General features: G+C 36.7%; 17 protein-coding genes. 2 read left to right on the top strand and 15 right to left on the bottom strand.

Annotated features, from left to right (window positions below):
- Positions 1–49: 49 nt before the first annotated feature.
- The 10 genes from C7390_RS05470 to C7390_RS05425 all read right to left on the bottom strand — a co-directional run bounded on the left by C7390_RS05470 (position 50) and on the right by C7390_RS05425 (position 13,230).
- On the bottom strand, positions 50–1,495 hold the full coding sequence (locus C7390_RS05470) for an aminotransferase class I/II-fold pyridoxal phosphate-dependent enzyme (protein WP_116443842.1): 1,446 nt from the start codon (positions 1,493–1,495) through the stop codon (positions 50–52).
- Positions 1,496–2,103: 608 nt separating this feature from the next.
- Entirely contained in the window at positions 2,104–2,691 is a 588-nt protein-coding gene (locus C7390_RS05465; RefSeq protein ID WP_022502612.1) for a ribonuclease H1 domain-containing protein, read from the bottom strand.
- Between the two features lie 23 nt (positions 2,692–2,714).
- Positions 2,715–3,998 carry a homoserine dehydrogenase gene (locus tag C7390_RS05460; RefSeq protein ID WP_022502611.1) on the bottom strand — a complete coding sequence of 428 codons (1,284 nt, stop codon included), beginning with the start codon at positions 3,996–3,998 and terminating at the stop codon, positions 2,715–2,717.
- Positions 3,999–4,167: 169 nt separating this feature from the next.
- On the bottom strand, positions 4,168–4,719 hold the full coding sequence (locus C7390_RS05455; protein ID WP_022502610.1) for an HdeD family acid-resistance protein: 552 nt from the start codon (positions 4,717–4,719) through the stop codon (positions 4,168–4,170).
- A 275-nt stretch (positions 4,720–4,994) separates the two neighbouring features.
- Entirely contained in the window at positions 4,995–6,044 is a 1,050-nt protein-coding gene (locus C7390_RS05450) for a DUF5692 family protein (RefSeq protein WP_116443750.1), read from the bottom strand.
- A 138-nt stretch (positions 6,045–6,182) separates the two neighbouring features.
- Entirely contained in the window at positions 6,183–7,670 is a 1,488-nt protein-coding gene (locus tag C7390_RS05445; RefSeq protein WP_116443749.1) for a methyl-accepting chemotaxis protein, read from the bottom strand.
- A gap of 97 nt (positions 7,671–7,767) precedes the next feature.
- Positions 7,768–8,277, bottom strand: a complete 510-nt coding sequence (locus C7390_RS05440; RefSeq protein WP_055174089.1) for a shikimate kinase — start codon at positions 8,275–8,277, stop codon at positions 7,768–7,770.
- A gap of 51 nt (positions 8,278–8,328) precedes the next feature.
- On the bottom strand, positions 8,329–9,837 hold the full coding sequence (locus C7390_RS05435; RefSeq protein WP_318295575.1) for a methyl-accepting chemotaxis protein: 1,509 nt from the start codon (positions 9,835–9,837) through the stop codon (positions 8,329–8,331).
- Between the two features lie 51 nt (positions 9,838–9,888).
- On the bottom strand, positions 9,889–11,196 hold the full coding sequence (locus C7390_RS05430) for a Na+/H+ antiporter NhaC family protein (RefSeq protein WP_116443747.1): 1,308 nt from the start codon (positions 11,194–11,196) through the stop codon (positions 9,889–9,891).
- 111 nt (positions 11,197–11,307) lie between these two features.
- Positions 11,308–13,230, bottom strand: coding sequence for a methyl-accepting chemotaxis protein (locus C7390_RS05425; RefSeq protein WP_116443746.1), 1,923 nt, complete (start codon positions 13,228–13,230; stop codon positions 11,308–11,310).
- 218 nt (positions 13,231–13,448) lie between these two features.
- On the opposite strand from C7390_RS05425, the gene C7390_RS05420 reads away from it, so the two are divergent.
- The gene (locus C7390_RS05420) at positions 13,449–14,546 is read left to right on the top strand and encodes an HD-GYP domain-containing protein (protein WP_070101440.1); all 1,098 of its coding nucleotides are present in this window, start codon (positions 13,449–13,451) and stop codon (positions 14,544–14,546) included.
- A gap of 323 nt (positions 14,547–14,869) precedes the next feature.
- Here C7390_RS05420 and prfA read toward each other — a convergent pair whose 3' ends face one another.
- The 5 genes from prfA to rho form a co-directional block, all read right to left on the bottom strand.
- Positions 14,870–15,949, bottom strand: coding sequence for a peptide chain release factor 1 (prfA, locus tag C7390_RS05415; RefSeq protein WP_022502602.1), 1,080 nt, complete (start codon positions 15,947–15,949; stop codon positions 14,870–14,872).
- 33 nt (positions 15,950–15,982) lie between these two features.
- Positions 15,983–16,873, bottom strand: a complete 891-nt coding sequence (gene prmC, locus C7390_RS05410) for a peptide chain release factor N(5)-glutamine methyltransferase (RefSeq protein WP_022502601.1) — start codon at positions 16,871–16,873, stop codon at positions 15,983–15,985.
- Positions 16,874–16,882: 9 nt separating this feature from the next.
- The gene (locus tag C7390_RS05405) at positions 16,883–18,574 is read right to left on the bottom strand and encodes a DUF1385 domain-containing protein (protein ID WP_116443745.1); all 1,692 of its coding nucleotides are present in this window, start codon (positions 18,572–18,574) and stop codon (positions 16,883–16,885) included.
- 436 nt (positions 18,575–19,010) lie between these two features.
- Positions 19,011–19,214: a 50S ribosomal protein L31 gene (gene rpmE, locus C7390_RS05400; RefSeq protein WP_022502599.1), complete on the bottom strand. Its 204-nt coding sequence runs from the start codon at positions 19,212–19,214 to the stop codon at positions 19,011–19,013.
- 214 nt (positions 19,215–19,428) lie between these two features.
- Entirely contained in the window at positions 19,429–20,940 is a 1,512-nt protein-coding gene (rho, locus tag C7390_RS05395) for a transcription termination factor Rho (protein ID WP_055174085.1), read from the bottom strand.
- A gap of 282 nt (positions 20,941–21,222) precedes the next feature.
- Between rho and C7390_RS05390 the strand changes: the two genes are divergently transcribed.
- Positions 21,223–22,374, top strand: coding sequence for an NAD(P)-dependent malic enzyme (locus C7390_RS05390; RefSeq protein ID WP_116443744.1), 1,152 nt, complete (start codon positions 21,223–21,225; stop codon positions 22,372–22,374).
- Positions 22,375–22,377: the final 3 nt, after the last annotated feature.

Below are 22,377 nucleotides of genomic sequence, written 5' to 3'. Positions count from 1 at the left end.
TCCTCATTTCCTGTATATACTTTCATATGGCTCTTCCACAATTATCTGTCTATACCAGAACCTTTAATTTATTAACGCTCTTGTCTTCTGTTCCCTGCATTGAACATCCTTTTTCTTTAACATACAGAATATACTGTATAATCTCGTCTGTAATCATCTCTCCCGGTGCTAATATCGGAATTCCCGGAGGATAACACATAACAAATTCTCCTGATATTCTTCCCTCAGTCTTCTCAACTGGCAGGGACTCCTTGGCAGAATAGAAAGCTTCCTGAGGTGATCTGGCTACTATTGGACTTATGAATTCTCCGCTTAACATTCCAGTACTGTCTTTTTTATATATTCTGGCTATATCTGCCAGAGCTCCGACAAGTCTTTCTATATCCTGTAATCTGTCTCCGATAGATATATAAGCAAGGATATTGCTTACATCTCCGAATTCTATCTGGATATCATATTCATCTCTTAACAGATCATATACTTCAATTCCAGCAAGTCCCAATCCAAGCGTATGAACTGACAATTTGGTGACATCATAATCATATACGCTTGTTCCATTAACAAGTTCTTTTCCATACGCATAGTATCCGCCTATTTCATTAATCTCCATGCGTGCATATTCTGCCATATCCATTACCTTTGCAAATGACTCTTCACCCCTTAAGGCAAGATTTCTTCTTGAAATATCAAGACTGGCAAGCAAAAGATATGAACCACTTGTCGTCTGCGTAAGATTGATAATCTGTCTGACATAATCAGCATTAACACCTTTATTCGTAAGAAGTATCGAACTTTGTGTTAAAGAACCACCCGATTTGTGCATAGATACTGCCGCCATATCAGCCCCTGCTGCCATAGCAGAAACTGGTAATTGCGGCTGGAAATATAAATGTGTTCCGTGTGCCTCATCAGCTAACACTTTCATTCCGTGTTCGTGTGCCAGCTTCACTATTGAACATATATCAGAGCATATTCCATAATATGTAGGGTTATTTACAAGCACTGCAACCGCATCAGGATTTTCTTTTACAGCTTTTCGTACTGACTCCAGATTCATACCAAGTGAAATACCAAGCTGATGATTAACCTCCGGATTAACATATACAGGAATTGCACCGCATAACACTAAAGCATTAATGGCACTTTTATGCACATTCCTTGGAAGTATTATTTTATCTCCTCTCTTACAATTCGATAATATCATCGCCTGCACAGCAGATGTCGTTCCACCTACCATAAGAAATGCGTTCTCTGCACCAAATGCCCTGGCCGCTAATTCTTCTGCATCCCTTATAACTGATACCGGATGACACAGATTATCTAATGGCTTCATAGAATTAACATCTATTCCAACACATTTTTCTCCTAATAATTCCACTAATTCAGGATTGCCCCTTCCTCTTTTATGACCCGGAACATCAAATGGTACTACTCTTTTTCTTCTAAGCTTTTCCAGTGCTTCATATACTGGTGCTCTTGTCTGATCATTAGACATCTCCCTTACCTCACATACATTAAAAATAATTTCTTTAAGCACTGCCAGAAAATTTCCATAATTATGTAAAATCTTATAATTAAACTTCATAAACAGTGCAGTTTTTCTTAATCACACAAAGCTTCCTAAATTACACAAAAAAGGTGGCAGTGCTTACACACTTACCACCTTATTAGTCATAATATAATATCAATATCATTACATTAAAATATATCTGTAACTATACAATATAATGTCATAATATATACGAAATCAGCGAATATATTTCATAGACGACTTGTCTATGTCATACAAATATGCGTCACTCTTTATTGACCGTTTCACAAGATGATGTGCTTGGCACAGATTATAAAGTAATCAACTTAAAAAACAGAGCTTAATGCTCAATCAATAATAATAATGTGGTTCTACCACACCGGCAACCGACCCGCCTGTCCGTTAGGCTTAACTTTATCCTAATATGCTGTATAATTACTGCACACCTAAGATACAAGTGGTCATATTTGTATGAAATCATATACTTCCTAACTCACACGAGTAAATAATATCATATATTAATGTTATATGTCAATTATTATCTGACAATCTTTTGTCTATCTTTTATCTATTTATAATATTCCTACAGCTTTCTTAGCCAGCCTGTCGGCTTCCTCATTACCTTCAACACCTGAATGTCCCTTAACTTTAACAAAATTAATGGCTATCTTATCTTTTACTGACTGCATATAATCATAATAAGCTATAGTACCTTTCTTATTACGCTTCCACTCTCCAAGTGCCCACGCTCTTATTCCCATATAATCAAAATATATATCTACACTTTTAACGCCAAGTTCTATTGCTTTCTCTACTGCCGCCATACTTCCAAGAATTTCACCGGCTACATTACGCATCGAAGCCATTTCACTATCACTGCCACTTCCTGTAATGATATATTTTTCATTATTATATACAAGAAATCCGCCATATCCATAGACACCCGTTACTATATTAAAAGAACCATCAACATACGCATAGCTCTCACTCTGGACATCATTATTCTTAAGCCTGCCAATATATTCAAGAGCTTCCTGTTCAGTTGTAAAGCTTTTATATTCAGCTCCGGCATATTGGAACACCTGACTTTTACATTCATCCCATGTTCTATATATTCCTGTATTTCTGCCTTTTCTTACTGCATAATATTTAGCCGCCATTATTAACTGCCTTTCTGTTAATCTTAATACACTCTTATAACACCAGCTATATTCTTAACTGCTGAAAGTCCCTTAAATACAGCCATAGCATCATTAAAGTTCTTCTCAAGAACTTCTGCTGTTATAATAACAAGTTCAGCAACTCCGTCTTTGCCGCTCTTCTGAACTACCTGTGCTATGCTTACACCGCTGTTACCAAGAACGCTTGCAATATTGGCAAGAACGCCCTGCTTGTCTGCAACTTCAAGTCTTAAGAAGAATTTGCTCTTAGTATCTGTTATATCCTTCACTTCAAGATTCTTATAACAGCAACAGCCAATTCTTCCGCAGGAATCGTGTACTATATTTCTGCATACATCAATTATATCACCTACAACTGCACTGGCAGTCGGCATCTGTCCTGCACCTCGTCCCATAAACATTGCATCATCCATAGCCTTACCGTGTACAAATACAGCATTAAAAGCATCATTAACATTTGCAAGAGGATGATTATTAGGTATGAGCATTGGGTGAACCTTTACTTCAATTCCGTCCTCTGTATTCTTGGCAACACCTAAAAGCTTGATTACATAGCCAAATTCCTTGGCATACTTAATATCATCTGCGGAAATCTTAGTAATACCTTCTGTGTATACATCAGCAAATGTTACTCTTGAGTTAAATGCAATAGAAGCCATAATAGCTATCTTTCTTCCTGCATCGTATCCTTCCACATCTGCTGTCGGGTCTGCTTCTGCATAACCTAACTCTGTAGCCTTTGCCAAAGCTTCCTTGTAGTCCATTCCACTCTCTGTCATCTTAGTAAGAATATAATTAGTCGTACCATTAACAATACCCATAATCTCTGTGATATGGTTACCAGTCATACTCTGCTTTAATGGTCTGATAATTGGTATTGCACCAGCTACAGCCGCCTCAAACTGAAGGTCTGCTCCTGCTTTATTAGCCGCATTGCCAACTTCCTCTCCATACTCAGCAATAAGATCCTTATTAGCTGTAACAACCTGCCTGCCAGCCTTAAGCGCCTCAAGAACATAATCCTTAGCTGGATGAATTCCACCCATAAGCTCAACAACAATGCTGATATCCTTGTCATTAATTATATCTTCCCACTTATCTGTAAGAATTTCATCTGGAATACCTTCTCTTTTCTTAGATAAATTTCTTACAAGAACCTTCTTAATAACAAGTGTTGCTCCTGTCTTATGCTTTATCTCATCACTCATAGCCTCACATAATTTGTATGTTCCAAGTCCTACTGTTCCTGCTCCAAGTATAGCTGCGTATATTACTTTATCCGACATTTTAATTATTTCCTCCATATTTTTACATTTATAAGGCCTGGCTGCCGCCACAGCAATATAATTTCATTATAATAATTCATTAATAACAGCAGTTACGATTACCACTTCAATAATTGTATTAATCTTAATTATGCCAGAGACAAATTCTATTCCGCCTCCCGACAATACACTATCCTCTTAAATTCTTAATAAACGAAGATATTCTTATAATAGATATAAGGTCACTCAGGCCCTCAACCATAAGCACAATTCCAACAAACATCATAAGTACAGTTGATGAACCAAATGGGTTAAATAATGCAACAACACCCATAACAACCATTAATGCTGCAACAATTGCCTCTATCCACCAGCGCTGTGCTTCCATATGATAGAATTCTATTGCATACTGAAGCTTTAATATACCGTCAATAATAATTATTATGGCAATAGCTGTTCCAAAAAATACTGCAATAGCTTCTGGTCTCATAACAAAGAATATTCCAAATGCAAGTAATGATATACCCTGTACAAGTCCGAATGATACGAATACATCTTCCCTTGACATTCTGAAATATGTCATAAGCCTTAACACTCCCCATACGCATAATGCAATTCCTACTGCCCTGCATATGATAATCTGTGATACCTCAGGAAATATTGTAAGGAAAAGACCTAACACAAATAACGCTATTGATATAATTATAAGTTCGATTTTAATTCCCCTAATCTTTTTAATCATAATGTGCCTCCATTCCTACACCCATCAAAGGTGCATATTAATATTATTAGTATAGCACAGCAAAGTATTCTTTAGCAACTTACTATATAACTACGGCAATAATTATAATGCAAAAATACCTTTCTGTTGTTAAGGATTGTCCCTGCAACAGAAAGGTATTCTTATCTTCATATAATCATTGTATTTTGTTGTTTTATCTTTTGATACTTAATGTATCCATATATATCAATATCTATATATAATTATCACAATACTGATATATTAACCCGCATATATTATGCTCTATCCATAGCCTGTTCAAAATCTCTAGTTCCTGCAAAGATTTCGTTCTTGTATGGATTCTTCTTCTGTTCAATAGCTCTCTTAATGATAACTGAGATACAGATTACGTTAGCTACTACTGCAAGAATAGCCATTACACCCTGAGCAACTGGATATGCACCTGCGGCATTCATCTGCTCTAATGTATAATGTGTAAGTTCCATTCCTGACTTAGCTCCTGTGTACTTGTAAAGGACTGGAAGTGTAGCAAATATTCCGTCAACCTGGAATAATGGAACTACCTGTGCGAACATACACCATATTGCAAGTGTATTAGCACGGTTCTGAATCCAGCCACCCTTGTTCCATAACGCATTAGCAAATGTAGGAGCAAGAAGTAATGCAACACCACAATACCAAGTATGTGTTGGAAGGTTGTTATATGTATATGTGAAGTTCCATATATCATATGCAACAATGAACCATATTGTCATATCTGGCCATAACATATCATCCTGCTTCTTTGATGAGTAAATCCCCCACCAGCCTGTCATACAGAAGATATTGATTAAGCCTGCGATACCGTTAAGCCAGTTCCACCAGCCACCGTAAAGCCATACACCCTCGTTAGAGAACCACCAGCCGCCATTAATTCCACCTTTGATTGCTGATTCAAAATCACTACAAACAGCGATAAGAATATTAATGGCAACGATTAAGAATGGGAATACTTTAAACCATTCTGTCTTACCTATGCTCCACTTATACTTAAGCATCATAAATCCGATACAGCCTGCTGTAGCGGCATAAAGCTTAGCATAATGGAACCATCCATTCATATATCTATATGTAGTATTATTAAGTGCCCATGAAGCACCCTGTGCAGCTCCTATCTGGATAGCCACAAAATAGATTGTAAGTGCGATTGGAATTATAATAAAGAATAACAATCCACCAAATTTAGAACGTCTTGCAAATTCGTTACAGATAACGAGTCCTGCAAAGACAAGAACACAGCCTAATAACTGGTAAATGGCACCTTCGCCATAAATCTGAAACAACATATTACACGCCTCCGATCAAATAATTGATTATATGTTATCAATATTTTACAACATTTTAATATTTTTTTCAACAATTTAATCGTTTTTCGTATAATTTTCGATAAATTTATAACAATCATTTTGTACATCCAAATACTTTTATTCTTCTATTTCCATTTTCTCTGATGTAATTCTAATATTGCCAACAGCTTCTTTAACCTGCTTTGCATACTCAAGGTTCTGTTCACTCATATTATGTACCTGCTCGGCATTGACTGTTACTTCCTGCGTAACTGCTGATAACTGTGAAATATTCTCTACAATCTTATTATTAGAGTCTGAAAGACCTGCTATTTCTTTATTAACAACATCAATATGCTCTATAAGTGTTTCTATATTCTTGTTAAGCTGTTCAAATGTATGTGCCGCTTCAATTATTCTCTCGCCCTGCTCTTTAGTTGCCTCAACGGAAGAATTAACAGATACAACAACTTCATCTGCATTATCATTAAGTTCATTAGTTATCTTAGTAATATCTTCTGTAAAATTCTTTGTCTGTTCTGCTAACTGTCTTATCTGCTCAGCAACAACCGCAAAGCCTCTTCCTGCTTCACCAGCTCTTGCACTTTCAATTGAAGCATTAAGTGCTAAAAGGTTAGTCTGGCTTGATATATTAAGTATCATTCCAGCAATATTTTCCACGTTCTTAGTCTTTTCCTGTAATCTCTGCATAGACTCAGTAACAGACTTATTAGTATCTGTTATCTGCTCAGACTGCTTTCTTAATTCGTCCATAACAACAATATTCTTCTGTATACTGTCGTTAGAATTAACAGCCAGCTCAACCATCTGATCAGAAGCCTTTCCTGTATGTTCAATAGCCTCCTGTATAGTTGTTGTCATACTGCTCTGCTCTTCTATGCTTGTCGCTGTCATATTAGTTGCCGCAGATATCTCTTTCATACTGTTAGTTACTGTATTAGTTGTATCAACGAGTTCATTGATAAGCTTATCACTCTTCTTAGTTTCATTGCTGACAACACCTGATACCATAATTATATTATCTAAAATCTCTTTTATTCTGCTATGTTCATCTTTAGCCGAATTAACAGCATCATCATTAAACAGAATTGTTAATTTACCAACTTCCAATATAACAACACCTATAAGCACTATCATAAATATTGAACATACTGCATTAACGTCCTGTCCATATATTCCCTTTGAAGCCTGCACAGCAGTTACAATTATGTATAAAATCAACATTCCTGCCGCAGTTCTTTTCAACGACTTCTTCTCATAATAAGGAATCTGAAGTATAAATATTCCAAGAATAGCATAACTGATAAAGCTTGCATCTGTCTGCACACCAATTAACAGATATTCTATTCCAATCTCAATAGTTGACATAACCTTTAAATATCTTGTCGCTGTATTCTTTCTGTAAACTATGACATTAACAGCTACAAATACAGCAATAAGTGCTGTGTTACAATACACAACTACTGATGGAATATTGTGATTAAACTGCTTCATCCACAGATAAAAAAGAAACATCAAACCAAGTAGAGAAGTCGCCACTATATAGAACCTATTCATTCTTCTGTTTCTTTCACTCACATCTATGTATTTATATTTATCCTGCATTAAAAAAATACCTCCTCCGTATGTTACTATCTTTAATAGTACCACAAAAGGAGATATTTTTCTATAGTTTTATAATTATTTCAATTATTTCTCACTTTTATATCAGCTTTGTAAGCTTCTTATACATATCCTCAACAATCATTCTTATATCACGGCCCTCCTGAACAATTGTTATATCTGCATATTTCTCATAGAGCCTTTTTCTGTCCTCAAAGATTTCTTCTACTGTAGACTTGCCGTTGGATACAACACCTCTTTCTTTAAGGCTCCCTAATCTGCTCTCAAGCTCTTTTTCTGAAACTTTTAAATATATAACTGTTCCTATCTGCTTAAAATGCTCCATAGCCTCATCTCCATATACAGCACTTCCACCTGTTGCTATAATTGTATGCTCTGGAGATATTAAACAATTCACATCATTCTCAATCTTAATAAAGCCAGTATCGCCATTTTCTTCTATAAGCTGCTCAAGCGTCTTTTTATATGTATCCTGAATCACAATATCAGAGTCTATAAATGAATATCCTATCTTCTTGGCAAGTACAACTCCAAGTGTGCTTTTACCGCTTCCCGGCATACCTATAAGTATAATATTGTTCTTTGACATTTTACTCCTCGTTCCTTCCTGCAACTTAACGCAGCGTTACAGTACTATTCTCTATTCATCTTTACTGTCTATTATCATCTGCAAAATGCTGACTTCTTTCATTACATCATCTAAAAGATTATTAATATTCCTGCTTCCATTAATAGTCTTATTACTGAGTTCCCGTGTATTCTCTGTGTTGGCAAGAAGCTCTTCACTGAATGCACTAAGGCTTTCTATCTGCTGTGTAATCTCATTGTTGCTTGTTGTGATATTATCCATATAATTGTATTCTTCGTCTATCTTTACCTGAATATCCCTTATGTCATCTCTTATCGCATCAAATGATTTCTTTGACTGGTTCACTAATTCCATCTGGTTCTCATTGGCCGAAAGAAGATTATTAACACTAAACCCAGCTTTCTCAGCCTGCTCTACCAGTGCTACGATAATATTCTCTATCTCCTCTGTTGACTTTTGTGTCTCCTCTGCAAGCTGCTTAATCTGCTGTGCAACTACTGCAAAACCAGCTCCTGCCTCACCTGCTCTCGCAGCTTCTATGCTTGCATTAAGTGCAAGGAGTGCTGTCTGTCTTGTAATTCCGTTAATCATTCCAAGAATCACTTTAGCTTCTTCTGTCTTAGCTGTAAGCTCATTCATGGCACCACTTACATCACTGCCAATATCACTGCTGTTCTTTGATACATTTTCAAGCTGTTCCATATTGATATTGCCTGTCTTAGTAATATCTGTTGTTGTATCGAACTGCTTCTTGATATCCTCAATAATCGTTCTTGCATTCTCTGTAAGCTCCCCAATACTCTCTGTCATCTCAAGCTGGTTCTGCACTGTTCCTGCAAGCTCATTAGCACCTGATACCATCTGTGATACTGCAAGCTGGCTTCCTTCCGCCTGTTCCTGCATATTCTTTGACTCATCATTGATATTGTCAATCTCTTTGCAGAGGTTATCATTAGCTTTGATTATCTTATCAAGCATATCATCAGTCTTAGCCTTCTCTGCTTCAATTGTCTCAAGCTTATAAGCTGATATATGTCCAAGTACATCTGTTGTAATATAAGAAAATGCTACAACAAGTGTCATAAATGCAATCTGTATTTCATAATCAACCATATCACTGCTTGTTATTCCAACATTAACATATTGGATAATAATATATACAATATTAATAAGTGCACTTGCAATACCAACCTTTAAGGTATACTTTTTATCTGCAAACATAGATATTGCAATTATCATAGGAATTGCATAAGTAAATGAAAGAATACTTACTGATGTCCATAATACAAAGGCATATAATATTCCATAGCCTATTGCCGTAATTGACCTGACTATTTTACTCTCAGCATTTTTCTTATATGCGAATACTGCCATAATAACCGGCACAATAAGAATAATCGAAAATACAAACACATATCCTGCCGTTCTATTTCCCTTAACAAGTTCCATTATATATGCCGCCAAAAGTACCATTGATATAATCAAGTAGCACTGCAGCAGCTTTTTATTAACATAGCTTTTTTCGTTTAAATTGTTACCATCCTTAGTGTCTTTAGCCATGAGAAAATCCTCCATATTAATTGGCGTGAAGTTAAAAGTTACCAGTTAAGTTTATCTGTCTGCAGGAATTATAAATATCCATATAAGCGAGCTTATAAGCAGCATCATCGGATAGAAAAGAACCGGAAGTATCTGAAATGCTGACATCTCATAACCAAGCTCATTAACCGCTGATATAGCAACAAGCATCTGTGCTCCATAAGGAATAATCCCCTGAAATACACACGAAAATGTATCAAGAAGTGAAGCTGCTTTTCTATTGGATATTCCATAATCTGCTGACATCTCCTTAGCAATTGGATTAGCCATAACTATCGCTACTGTATTATTCGCTGTTGCAATATCCATAGCCCCGACCAGAAGCCCCATACCAAGCTGTCCGCCTTTCTTTCCTTTAAAGGTTCTTTTAACCCAGCCTAAAAGTGCCGTAAATCCGCCATATTCCCTTATTAAGGCACACATAGCAGACACAAGAATGGCAACCATACAGGTTTCAAACATTCCAGATACGCCCGAACCCATACTTGTTATTAATTCAAATACACCAATATGACCTGTCACAAGCATAATAAATGTTCCTGTTACAATTCCTATCAGCAGCACAACGAATACATTTATTCCTGCTATTCCACCAATAAGCACGAATACATATGGTATTACCTGAACAAGATTATACTCGTGTGTTACTCTTCCTGAAATATCTGTTCCAAATGAAAGTATAAGTATAATTACAAGTGTGACAACCGCTGCCGGAAATGCAATCCAGAAGTTCTCCCTGAACTTGTCTCTCATAGCACAATCCTGTCCATTGCACGCCGCAATTGTTGTATCTGATATAAATGATAGGTTATCACCAAACATCGCACCGCCCATAACAGATGCAACACATAGTGCCATATTAAATCCAGAATCCTCTGATACCGCAGCCGCAATCGGTGTTATAAGCGTTATCGTCCCAACTGATGTACCCATCGCTGTTGACACAAAACATGCAACAATAAAAAGCACTGCAACTGCAAACTTAGCTGGTATAAGATTAAGCATAAAATATGCCACACTTTCTGCACTGCTTCTTCCAACAACACCTACAAACACACCTGCTGTCAGGAATATAAGAAGCATAGTTATAATATTCTTATCAGCAAGCCCGCCTGCCATAATCTGTAACTTTTCATCAAAAGATACATCTCTGTTCTGTATACACGCTACAAGTATTGCCGCAAGAAATGCTACAATAATAGGTATGTTATAAAATCCCATTGGTATCTTACATATATATTCAAATATAATGCCAAGTCCAAGGTATAGCACCAGAAATACTAAAACCGGCAATAATGCTGTTGCATTAGACTTTTTCAAAATAAAAATCCTCCAAACATAATATATAGTTAAATTATCTTAATCTAAACTATTATATTACATTTGGAAGATTAAGTATAGTGTGAAGCTGCTATATATTAAATTTATATATTAGAATTTCTTAAATACCTGGACATAACCCTGAAGCTTCTGTCCTATAATAATATTATTCTCTGCCTCTTTTTCTATATCATCTATAGAATTGACAATTCCGCTCACACCATCAGCCGCTTCATTAATACCCTTAGTACTTTCATCTATTGTAGTTGAAATATCACTAATTCCTGAATTCATCTCTGCCATTGTGTTCTTTAAAGTTCTGGCATTTTCTGCAAAATTCTTTAATATATCATTAACTCTTGAAGCATCATTTCTATAATCATTGGTAATGCCGCTAAATTTTTCATAATCTGCAAGTATGCTTTCATCAACATAATCTATAAGTCGCTGTGAATCGCCTGTAAGTGCTGATACGCTTTCTGTGACAATAAGACTTATCTCCTGAATATTATTAGCTATATTTCTGCTCTCATCAGCAAGATTTCTTATCTGCTCTGCAACAACCGCAAATCCCCTTCCTGCTTCTCCGGCTCTTGCCGCCTCTATGCTTGCATTAAGTGCAAGCATATTAGTCTGTGATGATATATTTAAAATATCATCAGTAAGCTGCTGTATTCTTTCAACCTGACGGCTGTTCTCAATAGAACCTGTAAGTCCTTCTCTTATATTCTGTACCATAGCATTAGCTGCTTCCCTGCCACGATTAGTATCCTGCATATATTTAACGGATTTGTTCTGTATATCACCAGTTATCTTATTGCCCTGTTCTATCTGCTCATTGACATTGACAATTGCCTCAAATATATTATCTGCACCTGCATTAATCTGTTCTACTGTTGCAGACACTTCCTGCATAGAAGCCGCCATCTGCTGCATTGCCGCTGATACCTCATTAGCATTGTTATTAACATCTGCCACCTGTAAGTTCATATTATCTGATGATGTCCTAAGCACCTCAGACTGTACATTAATATCCTTCATTATGAGCTGTAACTTCTCAATAAATATATTAATTCCGTCTACCAATATGCCAATTTCATCATCCGACATAACATTAATTCTTGCTGTAAGGTTGCCATTATTATCCTCAATATCTTCTATGATATTATTAAGCTGGCTGCTTGCTGACTTTAGAGGTCTTATAATTGCAAATATCATTAAAGTAATTGCCACACCCATAATAATCATAACTACAAGTATTGCAGAAAATGCTTTTACTGATAAAGAATACTGGCTGTTAAGTTCATCTGAGGCACTGCTTACCTGTGCACTTATTAAAGCGTTAAGGTTATCTGCCGCATTTTCAAGCTTAGTTGTTATGCCATCATTACCTTCAGCTGTAAGCTCAAAGAAATCATCCATACTTGAACTGTCACCACTTAAGATTGACTGGATTTTACTGCTGTATTCATCATATACTTCTTTATATTCACTAAGTCCTTCAAGAACCTCTGCATTGCCGAACTTATTAATTACAGCTTCAAGCTCATCAAATGTATCTGTCAATGTCTGAATTACATTCTCCATATTTTCCTGCATATCTGTAGCATTATCCTTAGTATCACCTGACTGTTGTGCCATACCCTGCTTTGCTGTATCTGTTCCCGACTGTCCTGCACTGTTATCAGCAGCTCCTGCTGGCTGTGTGTTGCCACCAGCATTATTACTGTTGTTATCAGTTATATTATTTCCACTATTATCACTGTTACTGCCTGCTGCATTGTTATTACTGCCGCCATTAACACGGCTCTGCATTCTGAATGCTGCCGAGCTGTTGGCATATTTCTGCACCTTTTCAATTGATGTCTGTGTATCTGCCATCAATGTTACTGCCTGCATACACTCATTGGATATATTCTGGCTCTTATCATTCATACTGTTAATAAGTATCATTCCCATTATTATTCCTGCCGCACCTGCCGCGAACAATACGCCAACAAGCACAAGTATTTTTGCACTAATCTTTTTTCTCATTGTAATCCTCCGTTTCTATGTAAAAATTGTTTGTTTTTACTTAGATATTTTTGTTTGAACATATGTTAACTAAAATTTGTGATTGAATAATGGAAAATTTGTGGAAAATTAATGAACTGCTTCTATAGAAAACACAGGTATTCTATTGTATAATAAACTCATACTAAGCTAAGATTTGACATTTAATTAAGTATTTATATTAGGAATTGGGGAGTAATATGATTACTAGACATTTTATGAGAACCAGGCAGCTTAAACCAGGAATGAAGCTTGACCAGACAATTCTGGACCGTACAGGACGAAACCTCGTTATGAGAGGTTCTATTCTTGACGATTATGTAATTGACTCTCTTTTACGAATGGGCATTATGAACGTATACATACAGGAGGGTGAACCTGAACCTGATAATATCGAGCAGATGATAACTCCTGAGGCTAAGAAACATATTGAACGACTCCACAAAGATGACCCTGCCAAGGTAAAGCTTTCTGACAGTGTCAAGAACCGTGTCGCTGAAGGAATTCAATACATATATGCTAACACAGAATCTGAAAAACTCTCAGACACTGCTGACAGCATCGCTTCTAACCTGATGGACGCTATTAATGCCAACAATGCAATAGCAATTGATATAAGCACACTCAAGACAAGTGATGAATACACTTTCAAGCACAGTGTTGACGTGGCAACTATGGCTATGATTATCGGCAAACAACAGTGTCTGCCTGATAAGCAGATATATGAGCTTGGTGTATCCGGACTTCTACACGATATCGGAAAGACTAAAGTACCAGCTTCAATACTTAACAAACCTGCCAGACTTACAGATGAAGAATTCGCTGTTATGAAACAGCACTCTGTATTTGGATACCATATGTTACAGGAACGTAATGAATTTAATAACGATATATGTATGGCTGTCCTACAGCACCATGAAAAGATTAACGGCAATGGATACCCTCTTGGATTTGACGCTCCAAGAATAACTCCTTATGCAAGAATACTTGCAGTTGCCGATATATATGATGCACTTGTCACAGAACGTCCTTACAAGAAAGCATTTTCCCAGAAAGATGCAATCGAGCTTATTATGTCTATGACAGAGGAGCTTGACATCAAGGCTATGAAAAGCTTTCTTGAGAGTATTATTCTGTACCCTGTTGACTCAATCGTGGAATTAAGCAATGGCGAGAAAGCCAAGGTTGTAAGCAACAACAACAGCTATATACTGCGCCCTACTGTAGTCGGCATAACAAGCGGTCGTGTATACAATCTTGGCGAAGATATGGATTGTGCTAATATTGTAATTATTTAATATAGCCACTTTGTACGATAAGTCTCATTTAATATACAATAATTAATATATAATAATGCAAAAAGGTCTGACATTATGCTATGTATTCTTTCCACTAGCTACAATAGAGTCTGCCTTTTAAAATGATTACTTTTTATTAAATATAAAAAAGACCAGTAAACTACTAAGAATTTACTGGTCTGATATACATTTATAAATATATATTCATATATATGTGAATAGATGTGTTTCAATTAAGCTGTCTTACGTCTTTTTACAAACACGATTACACCCATAGACACAACTGCAATTACTGCATATATTACAACTTGTTATTATATATTTTATTCCTCACCCATCTTAGCAAGCTTAGCCGCCTGGTCGGCTGCTATGCAGGCATCGATAATTTCCTGAATATCACCATTCATAATCTTATCAAGCTTATAAAGTGTAAGACCTATTCTATGGTCTGTTACACGTCCCTGTGGGAAGTTGTAAGTTCTTATCTTCTCAGCTCTGTCTCCAGTACCTATCTGGCTTCTTCTTGCATCTGCTTCTGCATCGTGTGCTTTCTGTGTTTCAAGGTCATATAACTTAGCCCTTAAGAGTGCGAAAGCCTTTTCTTTGTTCTGTATCTGTGACTTTTCTGTCTGTGAGTAGATAACTATACCTGTAGGATAATGAGTAAGACGGACTGCTGAGTCAGTTGTGTTGACACACTGTCCACCATTACCTGAGGCACGCATAACATCAATACGGATATCCTTATCATCTATCTGGATATCAACTTCCTCTGCCTCTGGCATAACTGCTACAGAAGCTGTCGAAGTCTGAATTCTTCCGTTAGATTCTGTTACAGGAACTCTCTGTACTCTGTGTACACCACTTTCGTACTTCATAACAGAGTATGCACCCTGTCCCTTAACCATAAATTCTACTTCCTTCATACCGCCGATACCAGTTTCATCAGCATTAACTACTTCTATCTTCCAGCCCTTAGTATCTGCATAGTGTGAGTACATACGGAAAAGTTCTGCGGCAAAAAGTGCTGCTTCTTCTCCACCTGCACCAGCTCTGATTTCAACCACGATATCTTTATCATCATTAGGATCTTTAGGAAGAAGTAATATTTTAAGCTTCTTCTCTAATTCTTCAACCTTCTTCTTAGAGTCAGCAAGCTCTTCTCTTGCCATCTCTAAAAGTTCCTCATCACTTTCTTCACTTATCATCTGAAGACTGTCCTCTATATTCTGCTTGCTTGCCTTATATTCTGTGTAAGCTTCAACGATAGGTGCAAGATTGCTCTGTTCTTTCATATATTTTCTGAACTTGTCCTGATCAGTTACAATATCCGGATTGCCAAGTTCCGCTGTTACATCTTCATAACGGCGTAATGTATCTTCTAATCTGTCAAACATACTCATTGCTGTATTTCTCCATTTCTCCGTTTAACGGTATTAATTAATATTATTAAGCCTGCCAATTACAACTCTGTCAAGTCCTGCAAGATCTTTTATAACCTTAATGCCAGAATAGCCGCACTGTTCCATTATATTACGGACATCTTCTGCCTGATTATAACCTATTTCATAACATAAATATCCATTTTCTTTTAAATAATTTACAGACTGTTTAGTTATCGCCTTGTAGAATTTAAGGCCGTCCGTATCACCATCTAGTGCAAGCACAGGGTCGTGCAGCCTTACTTCCTCTGATAATTCATCTATATCTTTAGTAGGTATATATGGTGGATTAGATACTATAACATCAAATCTGTTATCCTCATTTTTATATTGCTCACATTCCGAAGAACTAAACATATCACTCTTTATAAGCTTAATATAATCTGCATTATTATACTTTTTATTATAGTCAGCTACTTTTAGTGCATCATCTGATATATCTATGGCAACAGCTCCATTTTCAGAAGTATGCCCTGATGCAGCAAGTGATATAATTATACAGCCTGAACCTGTACACATATCAAGCACACGGCTTTCAGAGTTAGTCAGCTTCATAACTTCTTCTACAAGAATTTCTGTATCCTGCCTTGGAATAAGCACATTGGCATTAACCTTATATTCCCTGCCATAGAAATTCACAATTCCGGTAATGTGCTGTAAAGGAATATGCTCTGCCCTTTTATTAATAAGTTCTGCGTATTCTGCAAGCTTTCCACTATCTATCTTATCCATTGAATTAATAAGATATTGTGTTCTACTAATGCCCATCACAAGCAATAGCAGCTCGGTTGCATCATACTGGGCATTTTCTATACCGAAATCCTCAAGAAACTGTTTTCCATAATTAACAGCATCCCTTAAAGTCTTAACATTATCTAACTGCATATATCTACCTTATTCTCTATCTCTCTGCTTAAATAATGGCACTTCGTCAGCACTGATATTTTCTTCTTCCTGTTCTGTCTCTTCTATCTCGAAAGCTGCTTCTACTTCTTCAACAGACATATTCTCAGACTCGTCAATATCTTCCTGAACGTTTTCTGTTGTAAAAGCATATTTGCTTCCAGTTTCTGTCTTGATTTTTTCAACAGTTTCGTAGTGGTCTTCTATCTCAAAGCCCTCAGGTAAATCATCATCGGCATTTTCCTGTGACGTTTCATTATCAGCTTCTGTGCTTTCTTGTGCTTTATCATCTGACTCTGCATTTTCCTGTAATGCCTCACCGTCTGACTTAGCATTATCCTCATCTGAATTGCCATTGTCTGTGTCATCAACAGCATTTACTGTGTCTGGCTCAGCTTCAACATTGCCTGTATCAGTTGTATCAGTCTTCACAGTATCTGTATCTGAATTATAACTGTCTTTATCAGCAGACTCTGCATTTTCATTAACAGCTTTATTATTATTGCTGTTATCCCAATTATGCTTATCTGTTTCACCTGTTTTATTGTCTGGCTTATCAGCGGTTTTATTGGTATCTGCTGGCTTTGCTTTATCCGAACCTGCAAGCGACTTGCTTTCAACAGATTTCAAAGTTTCTGCCATAGCAACTTCCCTGGCATCAATCTTTCTTGTCTTCTTAGGCTTATGTATTAATTCACCTGTCAGGGCAAGCTTGGCTTCTGCCGCCTTAATATCAGCTTCCATATCAAGTGAAGTCTGATAATATTCCTTCAAAAATGCTTCCCAGTCGAATACTTCCTCAACTGCCTTTATGGCAACTTCTACCATATCCTCATCAGGTTCTCTTGTTGTGAGCTTCTGAAGCCACATTCCCGGTCTGCTTAAAGCAACTGTAAACCCATTATCATTACGTCCTGCCCATCTTATAAATTCATAAGATACGCCTGCAATTACAGGAACTAAAAGCAGTCTTATAACAATCTGTAGTGCTGTATTGTCAACTCTTATGAAAATGAAGAATACAACACTTATAAACATTACTATAAATAAAAAGCTTGTTCCACATCTTTTATGGTATCTTGAACTGTTCATAACATTTTCTACTGTAAGCCTTGCACCATTCTCAATGCAATTGATACATTTGTGTTCAGCACCATGATACATAAATGTCCTTTTAATATCTTTCATCAATGATATAAGAACAAGATATAGTATGAATATTGCAACTCTGACTAGGCCTTCTATAAGATTAAGAAGTGTCTTTGAAGCAACGTATCCTTTAACAAGTCTTGATACATAGTATGGCAGAAGCATAAATAAACCAACTGCAAGAAATACTGACACTATAACTGTAAGTGCCATAAGTACTGATTCAAACTTGTCTTTGAATATTGATTTGCCGATTTCATCAGCCTTGGTCTTCTTCTGCTCATCTGGATCATCATAAAATGATGCTGAGTAGTTGATTGTTGATATTCCTGTTATGAGTGAGTCTATGAAACTTACTACACCTCTTATTACAGGGTAACTCATCCATTTATGTTTTTCAGTAAGAACCTTACTTTCTCTAACGGTAACTTCGATTTCATTGTCAGGCTTTCTTACGGCAATAGAGTATTTGTCTTTATTGCGCATCATAATCCCCTCGATGACTGCCTGACCACCTATACCTGATGGTTTCATAGTTTGGACCTCCAATTTGTTTGATGGAATATTGGTGAGGTTAGCGGACAATGTGTGTAAACCGGACGGGCTTAGATATACGGACGGGCTCTAGGCGCTTCGCTGTAGAGTGCCTGTTCATTGACCTGTCGGACAAGCTCTAGGTGCTTTGCTGTAGAGTGCCTGTTCATTGACCTGTCGGACAAGCTCTAGGCGCTTCGCTATAGAGCTTTGGGGCTGTTATAGCGGTAGGTGATCGGTTTACGTTGTGGCTAACTCGTAACGATGCCGTTCCAGAAGCAAAAGCTTCTGTCACTGTCGCGGTGCTCCTCGAATAGAAATATATAATACCGTGAATTCCTGCAAGCAGGATTCACAGCATTATATATTCCTATTCTCATCGTTACTCGCGCAAAAAAAAGTTGAGGTCTTGACAACCTCAACTTTATGTTCATAACTAGTTATTAACACCATACTTTCTGTTGAACTTATCAATACGTCCACGAGCTGATGTAGCCTTCTGCTGTCCTGTATAGAATGGATGGCACTTTGAGCAAATTTCTACGTGAATTTCTTCCTTTGTAGAACCTGTTACGAATTCGTTACCACAGTTACAAACAACCTTTGCCTGATAGTATGCTGGATGTATTCCTTCTCTCATTACTTTCACCTCTTTACAATATCTTTATATGATTTATCCTTATTTCTTTTTATCATTTTGATAAACAGCTTTGTTATTGTATCATACACATATATGTAATGCAAGTACTAATTTTAAAAACTTACAAAAAACTTACCAATTTTTTAACTTCCATATATTCCATATATTAATACGAATTAACAAACGCAGCTTTTATATTTTATATATAATATTTTTATACATAACGGTTCTTGATGATTGTCTTTACGAATTCATCATTATTTCTTGTCTTGGTGAACAGGTCAAGTATTCTTTCTGCAGCTTCATCTGTCTTAAGGCTGTTAAGGGCCTTCCTCATTATGTCTACTGCCTCAAGTTCTTCCTTATCAAGAAGAAGGTCTTCTCTTCTTGTACCCGACTTGGCTATGTCTATTGCCGGGAATACTCTCTTCTCGGATAACTTTCTGTCAAGTACAAGTTCCATATTACCTGTTCCCTTGAATTCCTCAAATACTACGTCATCCATTTTACTTCCTGTTTCAACAAGTGCTGTTGCAAGTATTGTAAGACTTCCGCCTTCTCTCATATTACGTGCTGCACCAAAAAATCTCTTAGGCATATGGAGTGCCGCCGGGTCAAGACCACCTGATAATGTACGTCCACTTGCCTGAACTGTCATATTATAGGCTCTTGCAAGTCTTGTAATACTATCCAGAAGAATAATTACGTCCTGCTTCTGTTCTACAAGTCTTTTAGCTCTTTCTATAACCATCTCAGATACTCTCTTATGTCTTTCCGGAAGTTCATCAAATGTTGAATATATTACCTCTACGTTATCACCTGTTATTGACTCTTTAATATCTGTAACTTCCTCTGGTCTTTCATCAATAAGAAGAATCATAAGGTGCATTTCCGGGTTGTTCTTAGTAACCGCATTGGCAATCTGCTTAAGAAGTGTTGTCTTACCTGACTTAGGCTGTGATACTATCATACCACGCTGCCCCTTGCCTATAGGTGATATAAGATCAACCATTCTCATCGCTATTGTATTGGAATTCCTCTCAAGATGAATTCTTTCATTAGGAAAGATTGGTGTGAGCGTTTCAAACGCCTTTCTTCTCTGTGCAACAACCGGATTAAGTCCATTTACAGACTCAACATACATTATTGCGGAGAACTTCTCAGCCTGTGTCTTGGCTTTCTTAGGTCCTCTTATTATATCACCTGTCTTTAAGTTAAATCTTCTTATCTGTGATGGTGCTACATACACATCATTCTCGCCAGGAAGAAAATTCTCACATCTTATAAATCCGTAGCCTTCCTGTAATACTTCAAGTATTCCATCCGCCATCTCTGGCTCTTTTGCTTCATCATAAGAAGCCTTACCTTCATTAACTGTATGCTCCTGATATGTACGTTCCTGATATTGACGCTCCTGATATGGGCGTTTCTCATATCTTTCGTTCTGGTGCTGTCTGTGATTATTATTCACCGCTTCATTATTATTAGTATTATTTATTGCTTCATTATTAGTATTAGCTGTTTCAGAATTATTAACTGTCCGTTCAGTAACAGTATTAACAGTTGCCTCATTATCAGTATATCCCACAGTACTCTCATTTTCCTCTGCTGCAATAATAGCATCAATAAGCTCACTCTTTCTCATAGCAGATATGTTCTTTATCTTCTTATCTTTTGCAAAATCTCTTAATACGCTTACTGAAAGTGTTTCTAATTTCTCACGCATCTAAACCTCCTTACTTATTCCAGTATTTATTGATTATAAAAATGCTATTACCCATAAATACCGGATATACACTATGATTAAATCTAATATCAATTGTAAAATAACTATATATAACAAATTAATCTGGGAAACGATACGAATATGTATCTTAGATTTCGTAATTTATTATACATTATTTTTCCCAAAAATAAAAGACTTATATTGATGATAATTTCAGCTTGTGTTATTATATAGTCTATATGATTATTCTATAATATTATTCATGAAAGGAACATATATCTTATGACTAATGCAGAAAAAGCTTTACAGCTTCATAAAGAATGGAATGGTAAATTTGAAACAACTCCTAAGATGAGTATTACAACAAGGGAAGACCTTGCTTTAGCATATACTCCTGGTGTAGCAGAACCTTGTAAGGTTATTGCCAAAGATAAAGAAGCCGCTTATACATATACAATAAAGTCTAACACTATTGCTGTTGTATCTGACGGAAGTGCCGTTCTTGGTCTTGGAAATATCGGTGCACACGCCGCTATGCCTGTTATGGAGGGTAAAGCTGTGTTATTCAAATCATTTGGTGGTGTTAATGCAGTTCCTATCTGTCTTGATACTCAGGATACAGAGGAGATTATTAAGACTGTTGTTAATATTGCACCTGCATTTGGCGGCATTAATCTTGAAGATATATCGGCTCCAAGATGCTTTGAAATAGAAAGCCGATTAAAAGAGCTTCTTGATATTCCTGTATTCCACGATGACCAGCACGGAACAGCTATCGTTGTATTAGCTGGTATCATCAATGGTTTAAAGGTTACAGGAAAGACCAAGGAAGAATGTAAAGTTGTAATAAATGGTGCTGGTTCTGCCGGTGTTGCTATTACTAAGCTTCTTCTTACCTACGGCTTTAAAAATGTTACTATGTGCGACAAATCTGGTATTCTTTCTAAGAATAGTGAAAGTCTTAACTGGATGCAGAAATCTATGATGGACGTTACTAACCTTGAAGGTAAGACTGGTTCACTTGCTGATGCTTTAGTCGGCGCTGATGTATTCGTAGGTGTATCTGCTCCTAATATCGTTACTGCTGATATGATTAAGACTATGAATAAGGATGCTATTATATTTGCTATGGCTAACCCTGTTCCAGAGATTATGCCAGATGTTGCGAAAGCCGCTGGTGCAAGAGTTGTCGGTACAGGCCGTTCAGATTTTCCTAATCAGGTTAATAATGTTATTGCATTCCCTGGTATATTCAAGGGTGCATTACAGGGACGTGCTACACAGATAACTGAGGAGATGAAGCTTGCAGCAGCTTTAGCAATTGCTAACCTTATTCCAGATTCAGAACTTTCAGATACTAATATTTTACCAGAAGCATTTGACCCTAAGGTAACCGATGTTGTTGCCAAAGCCGTTATGGACTTAATTAAGTAATAT

This window comes from Bacteroides galacturonicus (genome assembly GCF_003096855.1).
GTDB classification, from domain to species: domain Bacteria; phylum Bacillota; class Clostridia; order Lachnospirales; family Lachnospiraceae; genus Lachnospira; species Lachnospira rogosae.
Note: the sequence above shows the minus strand (reverse complement) of the source record. Positions and strands in the feature narration are given on the sequence as shown.